Below are 13,451 nucleotides of genomic sequence, written 5' to 3'. Positions count from 1 at the left end.
ATTTAGTCGTATGCTTAGGCTAGCAGGTTCTTTATTCTTAGGTAGAGTTCCTCCGGGTTAAAGGGTTTCACTACATAGTCGCGAGCACCCATTCGTAAGAATTTTATGCGTTCGCCACTATTTTCGAGCGCTGAAAGCATAATGACGGGGATATTCTTGAAGAATCCGCTCGATTTTATTTGCGAAAGAAATTCATCTCCGTCCATATAGGGCATTTGAATGTCGGCTACAATTATATCTGGGATGTTTCCTTCCTGCATCCATAGTAGAGCTTGCCTACCATCAGGCATAGTTGTAACGCTGTAGTATTTCGATAGGTAGTGGCTTAGCAGCTTAAGAATGGTTGCTTCGTCGTCGACAACTAAAACCTTTTTCATCATTGTAGTATTTAAATTCTATCGGATTACTTAAGGCAAAGCTTCTTCTCTGCTTTTATTTGGGGGACAACCTGCATTATTTGCACTTTTAGTGCGTTGTAGATCTTTTCGATATGATCTTTATCCGCATTTTTTCTGCAAGCATCCTCTATAAAGTCTAAGTTTTGTCGGATTGCTGCCATTCCAAAAATGCTTACTGAGGACTTAAACTTATGGGCTATTCTTCCAATCTCTACCATGTTGTTTTGCAATAGGTAGTACTCTGTTTTGCTTAAGAATTCTGAGGTTTGGTTTAAGAAGGTTTGAAACATGTCTGCTTCAAATTCTTTATCCCCATTCGAGTAGATTTTGAGTTCGGTTAAGTCGTAAAGCATATCTCTGTAGTTGAGAAATGGTGAAAATCAAACAAAGGAATCGCCAACTCTTTTTACCATTATAGAACTTTAATTATTTTTAATAGTTCATTTTAGGCTGGTATATTAACGGTTGTAAATGCACTCTTTTAGTAATTCGCTGATTTTAAAGATGAGACTTGGATGTGAGTTTTACCAAAAGGATGTGCTTGATGTAGCACCTCTTCTTCTTGGAAAAATACTTGTTAGGCGCTTTGATGATGGTTCCGAAATAAGGCTTCCCATTGTTGAGGTTGAAGCCTATAAAGGTGAAGAAGACTTGGCGTGTCATGCGCGTTTTGGCAAGACTACCCGGAATGGAATTATGTATGAACAAGGAGGGGTTGTGTACATGTTTCTCATTTATGGGATGTACTGGATGCTTAATATCGTTACAGGTGCTGGTGATTTTCCCGAAGCAATTCTAGTTAGAGGAGCAGGTCTTTATAATGGTCCAGGTAAGCTAACTCGGGCACTACATCTCGATAAATCGTTTTATGGAGAAAATTTGGTAACCTCAGAGCGGCTTTGGATTGAAGATTCGCCAATGTTAGCCAGCTACCACACAACTCCTCGAATAGGTATCGGTTATGCTGCCGCAAAATGGAGAGATATACCTTGGAGGTTTGTTTTAGACGAAATAAAGTAAAAGTAGGAGGATGTAAACATTCCCGTAGTGCTGCTTATTTTTAGATAAATTTCAATTTCCTACGAACTTTTCTCCTTAATGTAAGTTAATAACATTTGAAGCATGATTTCCTGTTTTGAGGAATCTCCGTATTAATTGGCTTACTCTTTAAGGAACCACTACTATGAAGAATACGAGTCCTACGTTCTCGTTTCGCAAAAGAGCGCTTAGCTTTAAGTACGCTTTTCAGGGGATTGTGGGGTTAATTCGTGCGGAGCATAACGCATGGATACACACTTTTGCAGCAGTTGTTGCTGTTACTCTTGGTTTTCTACTCAATATCAGCGTGCAAGAATGGATTGTCGTCATCATTCTTATTGCGTTAGTACTAGCAGGCGAGGCGTTTAACTCAGCCATTGAAGCGCTTGCCGATCATGCATCCGATACAATTCATCCTTTGATAGGTAAGGCAAAAGACTTTGCTGCAGGTGGAGTGCTTTTTCTTGCTACTGCAGCACTTATTGTCGGATGTATAATATTTATTCCAAAGATTTTATTGCTATTTTCATAATAGAATGCGTATGGACCAAAATTCAGAACAACCCAAAATTGTGCGATTTGCTCGTTTCCTTTTTGTATGGATCTGTGTGGGTATTCCGCTAGGACTCTTAACCCTTACGGTTGGACCTATGCGCTGGTTAGCCAACTATGCGCATAAAACGTCGATGCCTACCGAGAAGGAGGCTTTTTATGGAAAGCTTATTATTTTGGGATTTGTAGTAGTCTCGTTTTTGGTAGCATTTCTTATTTGCCGAGTAATTCTACGGTGTGGAAAAAAGAAGAGTCAGAAAGGGGGAATGGGTGTACTGCTACTTCTTTTAGTTGGGTCGTTAGGTGTATTTGTTTTTCGACCCGATTTGCTTATAGCAAAGCAGCCCGATAGGCAAATTATTGTTGAAAATGGGACGTCGCTGCAAAAGGCAGAGTTTGTGCTGGGCTCTTATCCTGATTACGATCAGATTAAAATATTGAAGAGCGAAGGATACACCGCTATTATTACTCTTCTTCATCCATTGGTAGCACCTGCCGAACCTAAAATGCTTAGCGATGAGCGTGAGAATGCTCAAGTAGCAGGTATTGATCTTATTGAAATGCCAATGCTCCCATGGGTTTCAGGAAATGAGAAAACTATAATGAAGATTAGAGCACTAGCAAAAACCGCAAAGGGGAAATATTACGTTCACTGCTATCTGGGGAAAGATCGTATAAATGCATTTCGATCTATAATAGCCGATGAGAATGCCAGCTATAAGGCTGCTAGAGATCTTGAAGCGAGAGATCTGAGCACAAAGAATTATTTTGAAAATGGGCCTGTATTTAAGTTAGGAAATAGAGTGTACATTACCCCATATCCTTCAGACGAGGAGTTTCTTACCTATCTTTTTAATGGAGATGTTAAAACAATAGTTTGCATTTTAAATCCTGCAGTAGCATCGGAAAAGAGCTTAGTTGAGAAGGAAAAAAAGTATGCGAAGCTTTATGGGGTTCGCTTTGTAAACTTGCCTATTCGTAGCAATAGTCTTACCGATATTCGTATCCTGAAGGATTCGGTTTCGAAGTTAGAAAAGCCTCTTGTGATACACGGTATTAATTCAAATACCCCTACTGTAAATGCTATTAAGGAGCATCTTAAAGAAGGCTCCTAGATAGGTGTGGTTTAATAGATAAAAGGAAAGGCTCTTGTTTGGGAGCCTTTCCTTTTATTGTATTAAAAGTCTAGATCTTCGCTTTTTGCTTTGCCGGTGTAACCTTTAATGATTCCGCGCTTTGAGTTTTTTACAAAGTTGACAATGTAATCACGGAATTCGCTTTGAGGAATTTCCTTCTCGATAGCTTCTACGGCCTTCGATACAATATAGCCACTTTGGTATAGCAGGCGGAAAATATCCTGAATCTGATGGATTTCTTCGGGGTTAAACTGGCGACGACGTAGGCCAATAGAGTTGATGCCTACGTAGGCTAGTGGGTCGTGCCCAGCCTTTACAAATGGCGGAACATCCTTGCGGACGAGCGATCCTCCAGAAATCATTACGTGACCGCCAATACGGACAAACTGGTGTACCAGCGTATGGGCGCTAAGAATGGCAAAATCATCAATTTCTACCTCGCCAGCAAGTTGAACTCCATTGCCCAAAATAACGTTGTTCCCGACAATGGCGTCGTGTGCCACGTGTACATAGGCCATTAGCAGACAGTTGCTGCCAACTACTGTTTTCTCCTTGGCAGCGGTTCCCCTGTTGATGGTAACGCATTCGCGGATGGTAGTATTATCGCCAACTTCGGCAGTTGTGATTTCGCCTCTGAACTTTAGATCTTGAGGAATGGCCGATATTACGGCACCAGGAAATATTTTACAATTTTTTCCGATGCGTGCACCATCCATAATGGTAGCGTTAGGGCCAATCCAAGTTCCATCTCCAATTACAACATCCTTACCAATCCAAGCAAAGGCGTCGATGGTTACGTTGGCTCCGATTTTCGCTTCGGGATGAATGTAAGCCATTGGTTGACTCATCTTTTGTACGTTTTGTTATTTTGATTTTACAACTTGAGCGGATAATTCGCCCTCGGCAACAATGGTGTCTCCTACAAATGCTTGGGCCCACATCACGGCAATACCTCTTCGGATTGGTTCCATAAGCTCCATCTTCATGATGATGGTATCGCCTGGAATAACCTTCTTCTTGAACTTCACCTTATCAACTTTTAGAAAGTAGGTAGAGTAGTTCTCTGGATCTGGAACTTGGCCTAGCACCAAAATTCCCCCTACTTGAGCCATTGCTTCAACGATAAGAACGCCTGGCATTACCGGTTCTTCGGGGAAGTGTCCCACAAAGAAGGGCTCGTTCATGGTTACATTCTTAATACCCACAACAACCTCTTTGTCGAGCTGTATGATCTTATCCACCAAAAGGAATGGAGGACGGTGTGGTAGCATCTTTCGGATGCCGTTGATGTCAAATATGGGCTCCACGCAGGGGTTGTAGTGAGGAACTGGAACTTTCATGAACTGGCGCTTCATGATCTTACGGAGCACCTTGGCAAACTCGGTGTTGGCATGGTGTCCTGGGCGCTTGGCAATAAACTTACCCTTTATACGGTTTCCAACTAAAGCAAGATCGCCAACCATGTCTAGTAGCTTGTGGCGAGCGCATTCGTTGGGGAATCGTAGGTCTAGGTTGTTTAAGATTCCGTCGGGACGGCGGTGAACGCTTGGCTTGCTGAATAGGGTTGCTATTCTGTCAAGTTCTTCCTGAGGAACCTCCTTATCTAGAATTACGATTGCATTTTCAAGGTCACCTCCTTTTATGAGGTTGTTCTTAAATAGGAACTCCAACTCGTGGAAGAATACGAAGGTACGGCAAGGGGCAATCTCCTCCTTAAATACCTCTATGGTTTCCATGTTGGCGTACTGGTTGCCCAGCACCTTCGAGTTGTAGTCGATCATCACGTTGAGGCTGAAGTGATCGTCGGGGTAGGCTACAATCTCGATGTTATGCTTCTCGTCCTTCCAAACGGTTTTCTCTTTTATCTCGAAGTAAACGCGTTCTGCATTTTGCTCTTGAGTGCCAACGGCCTCGATGGCTTCGAGGAAGAATTTGGCGCTACCATCCATGATTGGGGTTTCAGGCGCATTGAGCTGCACAAGCGCATTGTCGATATCGCAACCTACAATAGCAGCCATTACGTGCTCGATGGTGGAAACCTTGACTCCATTCTTTTCGAGCGTAGTGCCACGCGAGGTGTCAGTAACATAGTCGGCAAAAGCTTCAATAATTGGCTCGCCTTCTAGGTCTATGCGTTGGAACTTTATACCATGGTTAGCAACAGCAGGAAGAATAGTTAAGGTTACCTGAAGCCCTGAGTGAAGGCCTTGTCCGGTAAGCGTAACGGCTTCCTTTATTGTTTTTTGCATTTCAGACATTCTCTTGCTCTTAAATATATGAGTTATCCTCGTTTACATGCAAATCCCCTCAAAGGTTGACTTTGCGGGGATGTGCTGCTTCTATTTATTGGCTTTTAAAGCCGCTATTTCCTTTTTTAATTCGCTAACCTGCTTGGCTAAATCGGGGAGGTTCTTAAAGACTATCGTACTCTTCTGGAAGTTGCGAATATCAATACCTGGTGCTCCCATCAGTATTTGATCTTCAACTTTTAGCGAGTTGCCTATTCCAGTTTGTGCGGCCAACTTCACGCCATTGGCAATGGTAATATGCCCCGCAATGCCCACCTGTCCGCCAAACATGCAGTTGGCTCCAACTTTAGTTGATCCGGCTATGCCCGATTGTGCAGCCATAACGGTGTTTTCGCCGACCTCCACGTTATGTGCAACCTGAATAAGGTTGTCGAGTTTTACGCCCTTGCGGATAATGGTCGATCCCATTGTTGCACGGTCGATGCAGGCGTTGGCCCCAATTTCTACGTAGTCTTCAATTACTACGTTTCCTATTTGTGGAATCTTCTTGTACTGGTTTGCGGCTGATGGAGCAAAGCCAAAGCCATCTGCTCCGATAACCGAACTGGCATGAATGGTTACGTTGTTACCAAGCACGCACTCGTGGTAAATTTTTACTCCAGAGTAAATGGTAGCGTTGTCACCTATAACGGTATTGTCGCCAATGTACACGTGAGGGTAAATCTTGGCATTCTTTCCGATGGTAACGTTTTCGCCGATGTAGGCAAATGGGCCAACATATGCATCTTCGCCAAGCTTAGCACTTTGTTCGATGCAGGCCTGGGTGCTAATGCCTACCTTTTGCTGCTTGGTGTTTTGGTATAACTCCAACAGCGATGCAAATGCTGCGTAAGCATCGGCAACACGGATTAGGGTACACGAAACAGGCTGCTCTAGCTGAAGATCTTTGTTGACAAGAACTATTGTTGCTTTGGTAGTATACAGGTAATGGTTGTATTTTGGGTTAGCCAAAAAGGCTAAAGTACCTGGCGTTGCTTCCTCTATCTTTGCAACGGTAGTCACCGTGGCATCTGCGTCGCCCTCAATTTCGCCATTCAGAAATGCTGCAATTATTTGAGCTTTAAACTCCATGAGACGCTATTTAGAAATTTGCACAAAACTAAGAATTAAAATTTAAACTCATAATTTGTTTTCGGATAGCACAGGAAATATTTAATAGTCTCACCTCCAAATGCGGAGCTGTTTAGGACATCAGAGGCAATCTCTATGCCTTCTAAGTTGCCGTTTTTGTCGAGAATTTTTATGGTTTGGCTGTTAGGGCTGTAGGCCTTGTTGCTAACTTCGTGGGTAAGCACAAAGTACTCCGATGTTTTGGCGTCAATTAGGTTTATTCGGCTGATTAGATCCTGCTGTTTTTGGGTGACAATATCGGGAGAAAAGGGTAATTTGCTGAGCTCTATTTTGAGAAGGGTTCGGCTGTTTAGCATTCGGCAAAGGTTCTTTAGTATAAAGTCGTCCGAACGCTCCCACTCCTTGAGGCAAACCGAAATGTCGGAGTCGTCGAGTTGAACGAAGTAGGAGATAAGCTCATCGGCATTGTCGAGGTTTACCTTGTCGGCATTTTTTGGGTCTAGAAAGAAACGGAGGGTAGGGGTAATGTACAGTGGTATATCTTGGGTAATACACTCTTTAGCCCGTTTAAAGGCTTGAATGAGCAGCTGCTCGGCGGCAATTACCGTTTTATGAAGGTACACCTGCCAGTACATCAGGCGACGGGCAATAAGGAACTTTTCGATGGAGTAGATTCCTTTTCCCTCTACCACCAGCTCGTCGTTTACCACCTCTAGCATCTTAATTATGCGGTCGAGACCAATGGCACCTTCCACCACACCGGTAAAGAAGCTGTCGCGGCGTAGGTAGTCGAGCCTGTCCACATCCAGCTGGCTCGAGATGAGCTGGTGCAGGAAGTGTTTAGGGTATTCATCCTTAAAAATTTGGATGGCTAGTGATAGTTTGCCCCCTAGCTCGTGGTTTAGCTGATGCATCATTAGCAGCGATAGATCCTCGTGGCTTACCCCTTCGGCAATGTTGAACTCCAGCGCATGAGAGAATGGTCCATGTCCGATGTCGTGTAGCAGGATGGCGCACATGGTGCCTTCTTCCTCTTCGATGGTAATGTTGTGGCCCTTGCTGCGCAGCGAGTCTATGGCCTGTTTCATCAGGTGCATTGCCCCTAGCGTATGCTGGAAGCGGGTATGAACAGCGCCGGGATACACCAGGTACGTTAGCCCAAGCTGCTTTACATCGCGGAGGCGCTGAAAGTAGCGATGCTCTACGAGTTCGGCAGTAAGGTTGTTGGGTATGTCTATAAACCCATGTACAGGGTCGTTTATGATTTTCTTGATGCTTTTGCTCATGTGGTAATGCTGTGATGGATAGCCGACAAAGTAAGGAAAGATAAAGCAAAATAGGGACTATTGCCTCTATTTTCTTTGTATTACGCTAGATCGGGGGAATGGTTTTACCAATGTTCGAGCTAAAAAATGTTATCTAATTTATATTGTAAGACGTTGTAAGATAAAGGTTAACGGCAAAAATATTGGAATATTTGTATAAATGACAGTCATTTTTTGCTACTTTTACAATTCGATCTTCGATGACAGTTCTTAGTGTCAATCATACTAATATCATTTCATAATGCAAACATTAGACAGCTACAATTTCGGAGGCAAAAAGGCCATCATCCGTGTTGACTTTAATGTGCCTTTGGATATGGAAACCTTCGAGGTAACCGACGATACCCGTATCCGCGGTGCGCTTCCTACCATCAACAAGATTCTTGCCGATGGCGGTTCTGTTATCCTAATGTCTCACCTTGGTCGTCCAAAGGGTGTTGAGGAGAAGTCTTCGCTTAAGCACATCATCCCAACCTTGGAGAAGAACCTTGGCAAGAGCGTTAAGTTTGCCGACGACTGTGTTGGCGCTTCAGCCGTTGAAATGGCTGCTAGCCTAAAGCCAGGCGAAGTGCTACTTCTTGAGAACCTTCGCTTCTACGCAGAGGAAGAGGGTAAGCCACGTTTGCCTAAGGATGCAAGCGAAGAGGAAAAAGCTGCTGCCAAGAAGGTGGTAAAGGAAAGCCAAAAGGAGTTTGTTAAGAAGCTGGCTTCTCTTGCTGATGTTTACGTTAACGATGCTTTCGGTACAGCACACCGTGCTCACGGTTCTACCGCGCTTATTGCTGATCTTTTCTCTCCCGAGAACAAGATGTTCGGATACCTTATCAACAGCGAGCTTAAGGCTATGGATACCGTTCTTAAGTCGTCTGCAGAGCCATTCACCGCGATCATGGGTGGAGCAAAGGTTTCCGATAAGCTGCTTATCATCGAGAACCTATTGGAGCGAGTTCAAAACCTTATCATCGGTGGTGGTATGGCCTACACCTTTATTAAGGCTCAAGGTGGGCAAATCGGTACTTCTATCTGCGAAGACGATAAGCTAGACCTAGCGCTTGATCTTCTTGCTAAGGCAAAGGCTAAGGGCGTTACCGTTTATCTTCCTGTTGATGGTGTTGCTGCCGACAAGTTTGCTCCAGATGCTGATACTGTTAACTGCAAGATCGACGAGGTTCCTGCTGACAGAATGTCTCTTGATATCGGTCCAGAATCTGCAAAAATCTTCACCGACGTGATCACCAACTCTAAGACCGTACTTTGGAATGGTCCTATGGGCGTATTCGAGTTCGATAAGTTTGCCGTAGGAACTACCACTGTTGCTAAGGCTGTAGCTGCTGCAACTGCTAACGGTGCCTTCACCCTAATTGGCGGTGGCGACTCGGTTGCTGCTATCAACAAGAACAAACTTGCCGATAAGGTAAGCTACGTATCAACCGGTGGTGGTGCTATGTTGGAGTACATGGAAGGTAAGGTACTTCCTGGTATTGCAGCTATCCGTGGCGAGTAAGAAATCCTACAAACCGATATAAAAAGAAAAAAGGTCGACATCGCGTCGGCCTTTTTTCACAAACCACTCAAAAAACCATTAACGTTTTAACATTAATACTTACTAAAATAACTATTAATTGGCCTGTGCTGCAACTTGCACATACGTAATACGCATACCTCCCCTTAAATGTTCTTTTTCTTGATCCGATTTAAGTAATAACATTAATCGTTAAAGCTGCTAAGCTTGCCGTCAGAAAGTTACAGCAGATCTTAAGCTAACAAAGGCAACCTCCTTTTGCAACTTTTTTGATCTTGGGCGTGCCCCTTCTAGTCGAGCGATTCACTAGGACGGGTTTGGAACCCATCCTTACTTGCATCTGCATGGTCGCATTTGCAATTCCATTTTTTAGGGTTGGTGGCAATGTATTGCCGAACATGTTCCAATTCGACATCGTTGCGGATGATATGTTCGTAGTAATCGCGTTGCCAAACCGGAATGCCCGTAACGCCACGTATTTGGTTCACACGTTTGGCGGAAAATGTTTTGAATTGGCGTACGATTTCGGATAATGGGTGGCGTTCCGTTGGGGCGGTTCGGAACCCGCCCGTACCGAACCCGCTCCAATATCGGTTATCAAAATAATCCCATGCACATGGTCGGGCATAACAACGAATTCGTCCAATACGATAGGGGTATTGTGGTTGGGCAAATCGAACCATGTGAATTCCACCATTTGTCCCGCATCGTTCATTTGCATTTCGTCCTTTTTAATTTTACCGAATAGGTGCTCGCGGTTTTGCGTACAAACGGTAACGAAATAGATTCCCTTTTGCGAGTAGTCGTATCCGCGCAGGCGAATGGAGCGGCGATGGTGCTTATTAGGATCGTAGCTCATAGCGTTGGCTTTTTTGAGTGTGCCGAATAAATTTAGAAAAGTTTCACGTCAAACGCCAACGTTTCTTGTGGATAAATATGCCTCCTGGCATCTAAACCAACCTTTTTCACTACCTTAGTAGTGCGCTCTACGGTCCGCTAGCGCAATCATCTATACCTAAACCTATACCGCGATATGTCAAAAGAGTGCTACGAACAAAAGGCTGCTGCTATCGAAGCCATTGCCAATCCCGTAAAGCCCAACCTCCCCATCTCCGTTGCCTTGGAGGAGGCCGAGGATCTCTACCTATGGGTGCAGAGCGATAGGGCTGCTCTCGAACGAGTAGGATTATCCTGGCAGCTGGTCGACGATTTGCCCCTGCGCGTTGCCGCCTGCCGCTACACCGAGAGCGAGTGGCAAAACCATCTCACAACAACCAGCGATGCCGAAAAGGAGTGGCTCCAGAAGCGCAACGAGGCAAAGGTGCTGAGCGTAGACCTGACGCGAGCCCTGCGCTTTGCCCTAGGCCGAAAGCTCAACGTCTTAGGCGAAAAAAAGCCAAGCTCCGGCTATATGCGCCAAGCGGCGTTTATAGATTACTGCTACAACATCGCCGTTTTGGCTGCCGACTATACGGAGCAGCTGCAGGCCGTAGGCTTCGACATCTCGCGCCTCGACGGCGCCTGCGACAATGCCGAGCATCTTTCGGTGCTGCTGGCGCGGGTGCACACCGAGCGGGGCGAGCAGTACATCCTCCGCAACCAGCGCAACAGGGCCTACACCCACCTAAAGGAGGCCGTCGACCAGATTCGGCGCTGCGGTAAGTTCGCCTTCGCCAGCCAGCCCGAGCGGCTAAAGGGGTACGCCTCGGCCTACGGGCGTAAGAACCGAAAGTAGAGCTTCCATTACTGCCTTCCTGATGTCTTTTGAGATTTTTTACCCTTTGGTAGCCAGTATTTGGTGCTCGGTTGCTGAAAGATAGACGTCCCGAGCGCATTTATAGTCTTCCCGAATAAGCATAGCTATATCCCGAGGTGGAAATTGATCTCCCAAGCATTCAAATCATTATCCTTAGGCTCGGGAAATTGATTGGATTATTCGGGACGTTAAAAATCCACTCGGGAAAGTCTTTTGTTTTCTCGGGAAGATGATGATCAGGTTCGGGATGGGATTTTTGTGGCAACCGAGAGGCATTTATGGGAACGTCTCCTCCAATTTTGCCTACGGGCTACTCCAGCGTACCGTCGTCGGCGCTGTTCACGTAGCCGTGGTCTACCTTTAGGTTCTTTTTGTCGGCGGCAGCAGCAACGGCCAGCTTGTCGCAGCGCTCGTTGCCGGGAATGCTGGCGTGGCCCTTCTAGTTATACATAAAAATCAATATTGATTGATTCGAAAACTAAAATATTAGGGGTTTGAATACAGCATTCAAACCCCTAATTGTATTGAATTATAAACGTAAAAATTAGTTTTTAATACATCTGACGTTTAATCCTGCAAGTCTTGAATATGAATCAAGACTGACAGATCCATATTCAATATTCAAACATTTAGCATTGTTGTTTTCATTAATATAATCATTGATAAGAGGTGTAGATGTCCAGAAGTAACCTCCTTCACCTGTTTTATGAAATTTACCACCATCTAAATATCTCTGTCCTCCTGGTAGGGCCTTAAATCCATATTTATCTGTAATGTTATTGTTGCTTGATAGCCAATGTTCTGTACCTTTTTCTCTCAAATTGTTATAAAGATCATTTCCAATATGTTTTAAAAGTTTTGAATATTCTTCCTCTGTTGGGACATGCCATCCCGTTGGGCATAGTTTATTTGTTTGTACAACTTCCCAACTGTAGAAAGCTCCATAACTATCTTTATATTTATCTTTATCATTATAAAGCCAACAATAGCGTTCTCCATAATTCATCCAACAACTATTGTCTTCTGCTAAGAAGATTTTGGTTCCGTCATTATAAGATGTTGTTTTTAGGTTCTCCTTCATCCATTCTTGATCTCCAATAATAATAGAACTATATTGATTACCATCAATATCTGTAACTCCGGCACCTTCTCTAAAATAGGGGTCAGTAGTAGCAATCAATTCAGAACTATAGCCCGTTCCAACTGAATTTTTTGCATATCCTTTGATGTGCAAAGTAGCATTTGGGGCAAGATATTCAAGCTTAACAGTAAAAGAGGTACCATCAAAATTGGTAGCAATGTGATATGAAGTATAGCTATCCGAAATAGGGGTGGATGGGATCGGTTTTGATCCCCACCATATGCCTGTTTCAGATATATTAGCACCACCGTCATTACTTAGGGTTACCTTTACAGTTAAAGTTGTTTCTGTTTTATCAATCAATTCAATTTTGCTAAAATTAGGTTCTCCTGGCGATGTCTTGAAACTTGTTACATTGCTATAAGTTATGCCTATATCATTTTTCGCATATGCTTTAACATAGTATGTTGTGTTACATTTCAGGTTGGCTAAGGTTTCTGTAATTTTATTTTGGCTAAAACTTGAAATTGTTTTGTTATCATCATTAGTAAGGTTTGGATCTGTACCCCAGCAAATCCCACTTTCTTTTATTGGACTACCACCATCGTCTTGTAATTCAACATTAATAGAGGCGGAACTTTTTGTAATATTCGAAGCTAAGACACTTTTTATTACAGGTGATTTTAAATCGAGTGTTTTAAAAGTGATTTGTTCACCATATCCTGTTCCAATTTTATTGGTAGCAAAGGCTCTGATGTAGTAGGTAGTTGACGGTTTAAGGCTGTTAATTGTTGTTGCTAAAATATTTGTCTGTGTTTTTTCAATTTTAATTACAGTAGAGTTGTCAATTTTAGGTTCTGCTTTGTCGCTTATGCATAAACCGCAATCTGTGATTTGTGCATTTCCATCAGATGTAATCAGGCCACTGCATTTAACAGAATTGTAGGATACTTCAGTTGCTTGATTGGTAGAAACCTGTGGAATTGTTGGAGGTGCGTCTTCTTTTTTACAACTTGTAATTAAAACTAGTGTTGTGTAAAGCAAAGTGCAAGACCAAAAAATTACTTTTTTCATTATCGCATGTATTAAGAACAACAATATTTTAATGTTTAGTGATTGTATTCACTATTTAACAAAAATAACTTTTCTTTTTTGATGTTGTTCTATTTATAATCGCCAAATCGAATTGTGAGCACTTTTAAAACGAATTGTAAAGAAAATATTTTTTCTATCTGAGATATGATAAAAGCGTGTAAAAAATTG

General features: G+C 43.3%; 14 protein-coding genes. 5 read left to right on the top strand and 9 right to left on the bottom strand.

The window, feature by feature from the left end; all coding sequences use genetic code 11:
• Positions 1-14: 14 nt before the first annotated feature.
• A complete protein-coding gene (locus CLV25_RS15570) occupies positions 15-377 on the bottom strand; it encodes a response regulator transcription factor (RefSeq protein WP_394345246.1) in 363 nt (120 codons plus the stop codon).
• 26 nt (positions 378-403) lie between these two features.
• Positions 404-751: an Hpt domain-containing protein gene (locus CLV25_RS15565; RefSeq protein ID WP_131840595.1), complete on the bottom strand. Its 348-nt coding sequence runs from the start codon at positions 749-751 to the stop codon at positions 404-406.
• 151 nt (positions 752-902) lie between these two features.
• Between CLV25_RS15565 and CLV25_RS15560 the strand changes: the two genes are divergently transcribed.
• The 3 genes from CLV25_RS15560 to CLV25_RS15550 all read left to right on the top strand — a co-directional run bounded on the left by CLV25_RS15560 (position 903) and on the right by CLV25_RS15550 (position 3,103).
• Positions 903-1,418: a DNA-3-methyladenine glycosylase gene (locus CLV25_RS15560; RefSeq protein WP_131840594.1), complete on the top strand. Its 516-nt coding sequence runs from the start codon at positions 903-905 to the stop codon at positions 1,416-1,418.
• 163 nt (positions 1,419-1,581) lie between these two features.
• Entirely contained in the window at positions 1,582-1,968 is a 387-nt protein-coding gene (locus tag CLV25_RS15555) for a diacylglycerol kinase family protein (protein WP_131840593.1), read from the top strand.
• 10 nt (positions 1,969-1,978) lie between these two features.
• Positions 1,979-3,103 carry a protein-tyrosine phosphatase family protein gene (locus tag CLV25_RS15550; RefSeq protein WP_131840592.1) on the top strand — a complete coding sequence of 375 codons (1,125 nt, stop codon included), beginning with the start codon at positions 1,979-1,981 and terminating at the stop codon, positions 3,101-3,103.
• Between the two features lie 62 nt (positions 3,104-3,165).
• Here the strand turns inward: CLV25_RS15550 and lpxA are convergent, their stop codons facing one another.
• The 4 genes from lpxA to CLV25_RS15530 form a co-directional block, all read right to left on the bottom strand.
• Positions 3,166-3,972, bottom strand: coding sequence for an acyl-ACP--UDP-N-acetylglucosamine O-acyltransferase (lpxA, locus tag CLV25_RS15545; RefSeq protein ID WP_131840591.1), 807 nt, complete (start codon positions 3,970-3,972; stop codon positions 3,166-3,168).
• A 15-nt stretch (positions 3,973-3,987) separates the two neighbouring features.
• Complete coding sequence (locus CLV25_RS15540) at positions 3,988-5,382, bottom strand: bifunctional UDP-3-O-[3-hydroxymyristoyl] N-acetylglucosamine deacetylase/3-hydroxyacyl-ACP dehydratase (RefSeq protein WP_131840590.1); 1,395 nt, start codon at positions 5,380-5,382, stop codon at positions 3,988-3,990.
• Positions 5,383-5,463: 81 nt separating this feature from the next.
• Positions 5,464-6,504, bottom strand: coding sequence for a UDP-3-O-(3-hydroxymyristoyl)glucosamine N-acyltransferase (gene lpxD / locus CLV25_RS15535; RefSeq protein ID WP_131840589.1), 1,041 nt, complete (start codon positions 6,502-6,504; stop codon positions 5,464-5,466).
• Between the two features lie 35 nt (positions 6,505-6,539).
• The gene (locus CLV25_RS15530; protein WP_131840588.1) at positions 6,540-7,790 is read right to left on the bottom strand and encodes an HD domain-containing protein; all 1,251 of its coding nucleotides are present in this window, start codon (positions 7,788-7,790) and stop codon (positions 6,540-6,542) included.
• Positions 7,791-8,070: 280 nt separating this feature from the next.
• Between CLV25_RS15530 and CLV25_RS15525 the strand changes: the two genes are divergently transcribed.
• Positions 8,071-9,333, top strand: a complete 1,263-nt coding sequence (locus CLV25_RS15525; RefSeq protein ID WP_131840587.1) for a phosphoglycerate kinase — start codon at positions 8,071-8,073, stop codon at positions 9,331-9,333.
• Between the two features lie 308 nt (positions 9,334-9,641).
• On the opposite strand, the gene CLV25_RS16080 is transcribed toward CLV25_RS15525, so the two are convergent.
• Positions 9,642-9,839 carry a transposase gene (locus tag CLV25_RS16080; RefSeq protein ID WP_243649652.1) on the bottom strand — a complete coding sequence of 66 codons (198 nt, stop codon included), beginning with the start codon at positions 9,837-9,839 and terminating at the stop codon, positions 9,642-9,644.
• The gene (locus CLV25_RS16075) at positions 9,836-10,210 is read right to left on the bottom strand and encodes a transposase (protein ID WP_243649651.1); all 375 of its coding nucleotides are present in this window, start codon (positions 10,208-10,210) and stop codon (positions 9,836-9,838) included. Before CLV25_RS16075 ends, CLV25_RS16080 begins: the two co-directional genes overlap by 4 nt.
• A gap of 174 nt (positions 10,211-10,384) precedes the next feature.
• On the opposite strand from CLV25_RS16075, the gene CLV25_RS15515 reads away from it, so the two are divergent.
• Positions 10,385-11,086, top strand: a complete 702-nt coding sequence (locus CLV25_RS15515) for a hypothetical protein (RefSeq protein ID WP_131840586.1) — start codon at positions 10,385-10,387, stop codon at positions 11,084-11,086.
• A 565-nt stretch (positions 11,087-11,651) separates the two neighbouring features.
• Here the strand turns inward: CLV25_RS15515 and CLV25_RS15510 are convergent.
• Positions 11,652-13,262: an FISUMP domain-containing protein gene (locus tag CLV25_RS15510; protein WP_131840585.1), complete on the bottom strand. Its 1,611-nt coding sequence runs from the start codon at positions 13,260-13,262 to the stop codon at positions 11,652-11,654.
• Positions 13,263-13,451: the final 189 nt, after the last annotated feature.

The organism is Acetobacteroides hydrogenigenes (assembly GCF_004340205.1).
GTDB classification, from domain to species: domain Bacteria; phylum Bacteroidota; class Bacteroidia; order Bacteroidales; family ZOR0009; genus Acetobacteroides; species Acetobacteroides hydrogenigenes.
Note: the sequence above shows the minus strand (reverse complement) of the source record. Positions and strands in the feature narration are given on the sequence as shown.

Bases quoted from the DNA above. Each gene is read 5' to 3' on its own strand.
- CLV25_RS15570 (WP_394345246.1), bottom strand. From the start codon at position 377: ATGAAAAAGGTTTTAGTTGTCGACGACGAAGCAACCATTCTTAAGCTG.
- CLV25_RS15565 (WP_131840595.1), bottom strand. From the start codon at position 751: ATGCTTTACGACTTAACCGAACTCAAAATCTACTCGAATGGGGATAAA.
- CLV25_RS15560 (WP_131840594.1), top strand. From the start codon at position 903: ATGAGACTTGGATGTGAGTTTTACCAAAAGGATGTGCTTGATGTAGCA.
- CLV25_RS15555 (WP_131840593.1), top strand. From the start codon at position 1,582: ATGAAGAATACGAGTCCTACGTTCTCGTTTCGCAAAAGAGCGCTTAGC.
- CLV25_RS15550 (WP_131840592.1), top strand. From the start codon at position 1,979: ATGGACCAAAATTCAGAACAACCCAAAATTGTGCGATTTGCTCGTTTC.
- lpxA (WP_131840591.1), bottom strand. From the start codon at position 3,972: ATGAGTCAACCAATGGCTTACATTCATCCCGAAGCGAAAATCGGAGCC.
- CLV25_RS15540 (WP_131840590.1), bottom strand. From the start codon at position 5,382: ATGTCTGAAATGCAAAAAACAATAAAGGAAGCCGTTACGCTTACCGGA.
- lpxD (WP_131840589.1), bottom strand. From the start codon at position 6,504: ATGGAGTTTAAAGCTCAAATAATTGCAGCATTTCTGAATGGCGAAATT.
- CLV25_RS15530 (WP_131840588.1), bottom strand. From the start codon at position 7,790: ATGAGCAAAAGCATCAAGAAAATCATAAACGACCCTGTACATGGGTTT.
- CLV25_RS15525 (WP_131840587.1), top strand. From the start codon at position 8,071: ATGCAAACATTAGACAGCTACAATTTCGGAGGCAAAAAGGCCATCATC.
- CLV25_RS16075 (WP_243649651.1), bottom strand. From the start codon at position 10,210: ATGAGCTACGATCCTAATAAGCACCATCGCCGCTCCATTCGCCTGCGC.
- CLV25_RS15515 (WP_131840586.1), top strand. From the start codon at position 10,385: ATGTCAAAAGAGTGCTACGAACAAAAGGCTGCTGCTATCGAAGCCATT.
- CLV25_RS15510 (WP_131840585.1), bottom strand. From the start codon at position 13,262: ATGAAAAAAGTAATTTTTTGGTCTTGCACTTTGCTTTACACAACACTA.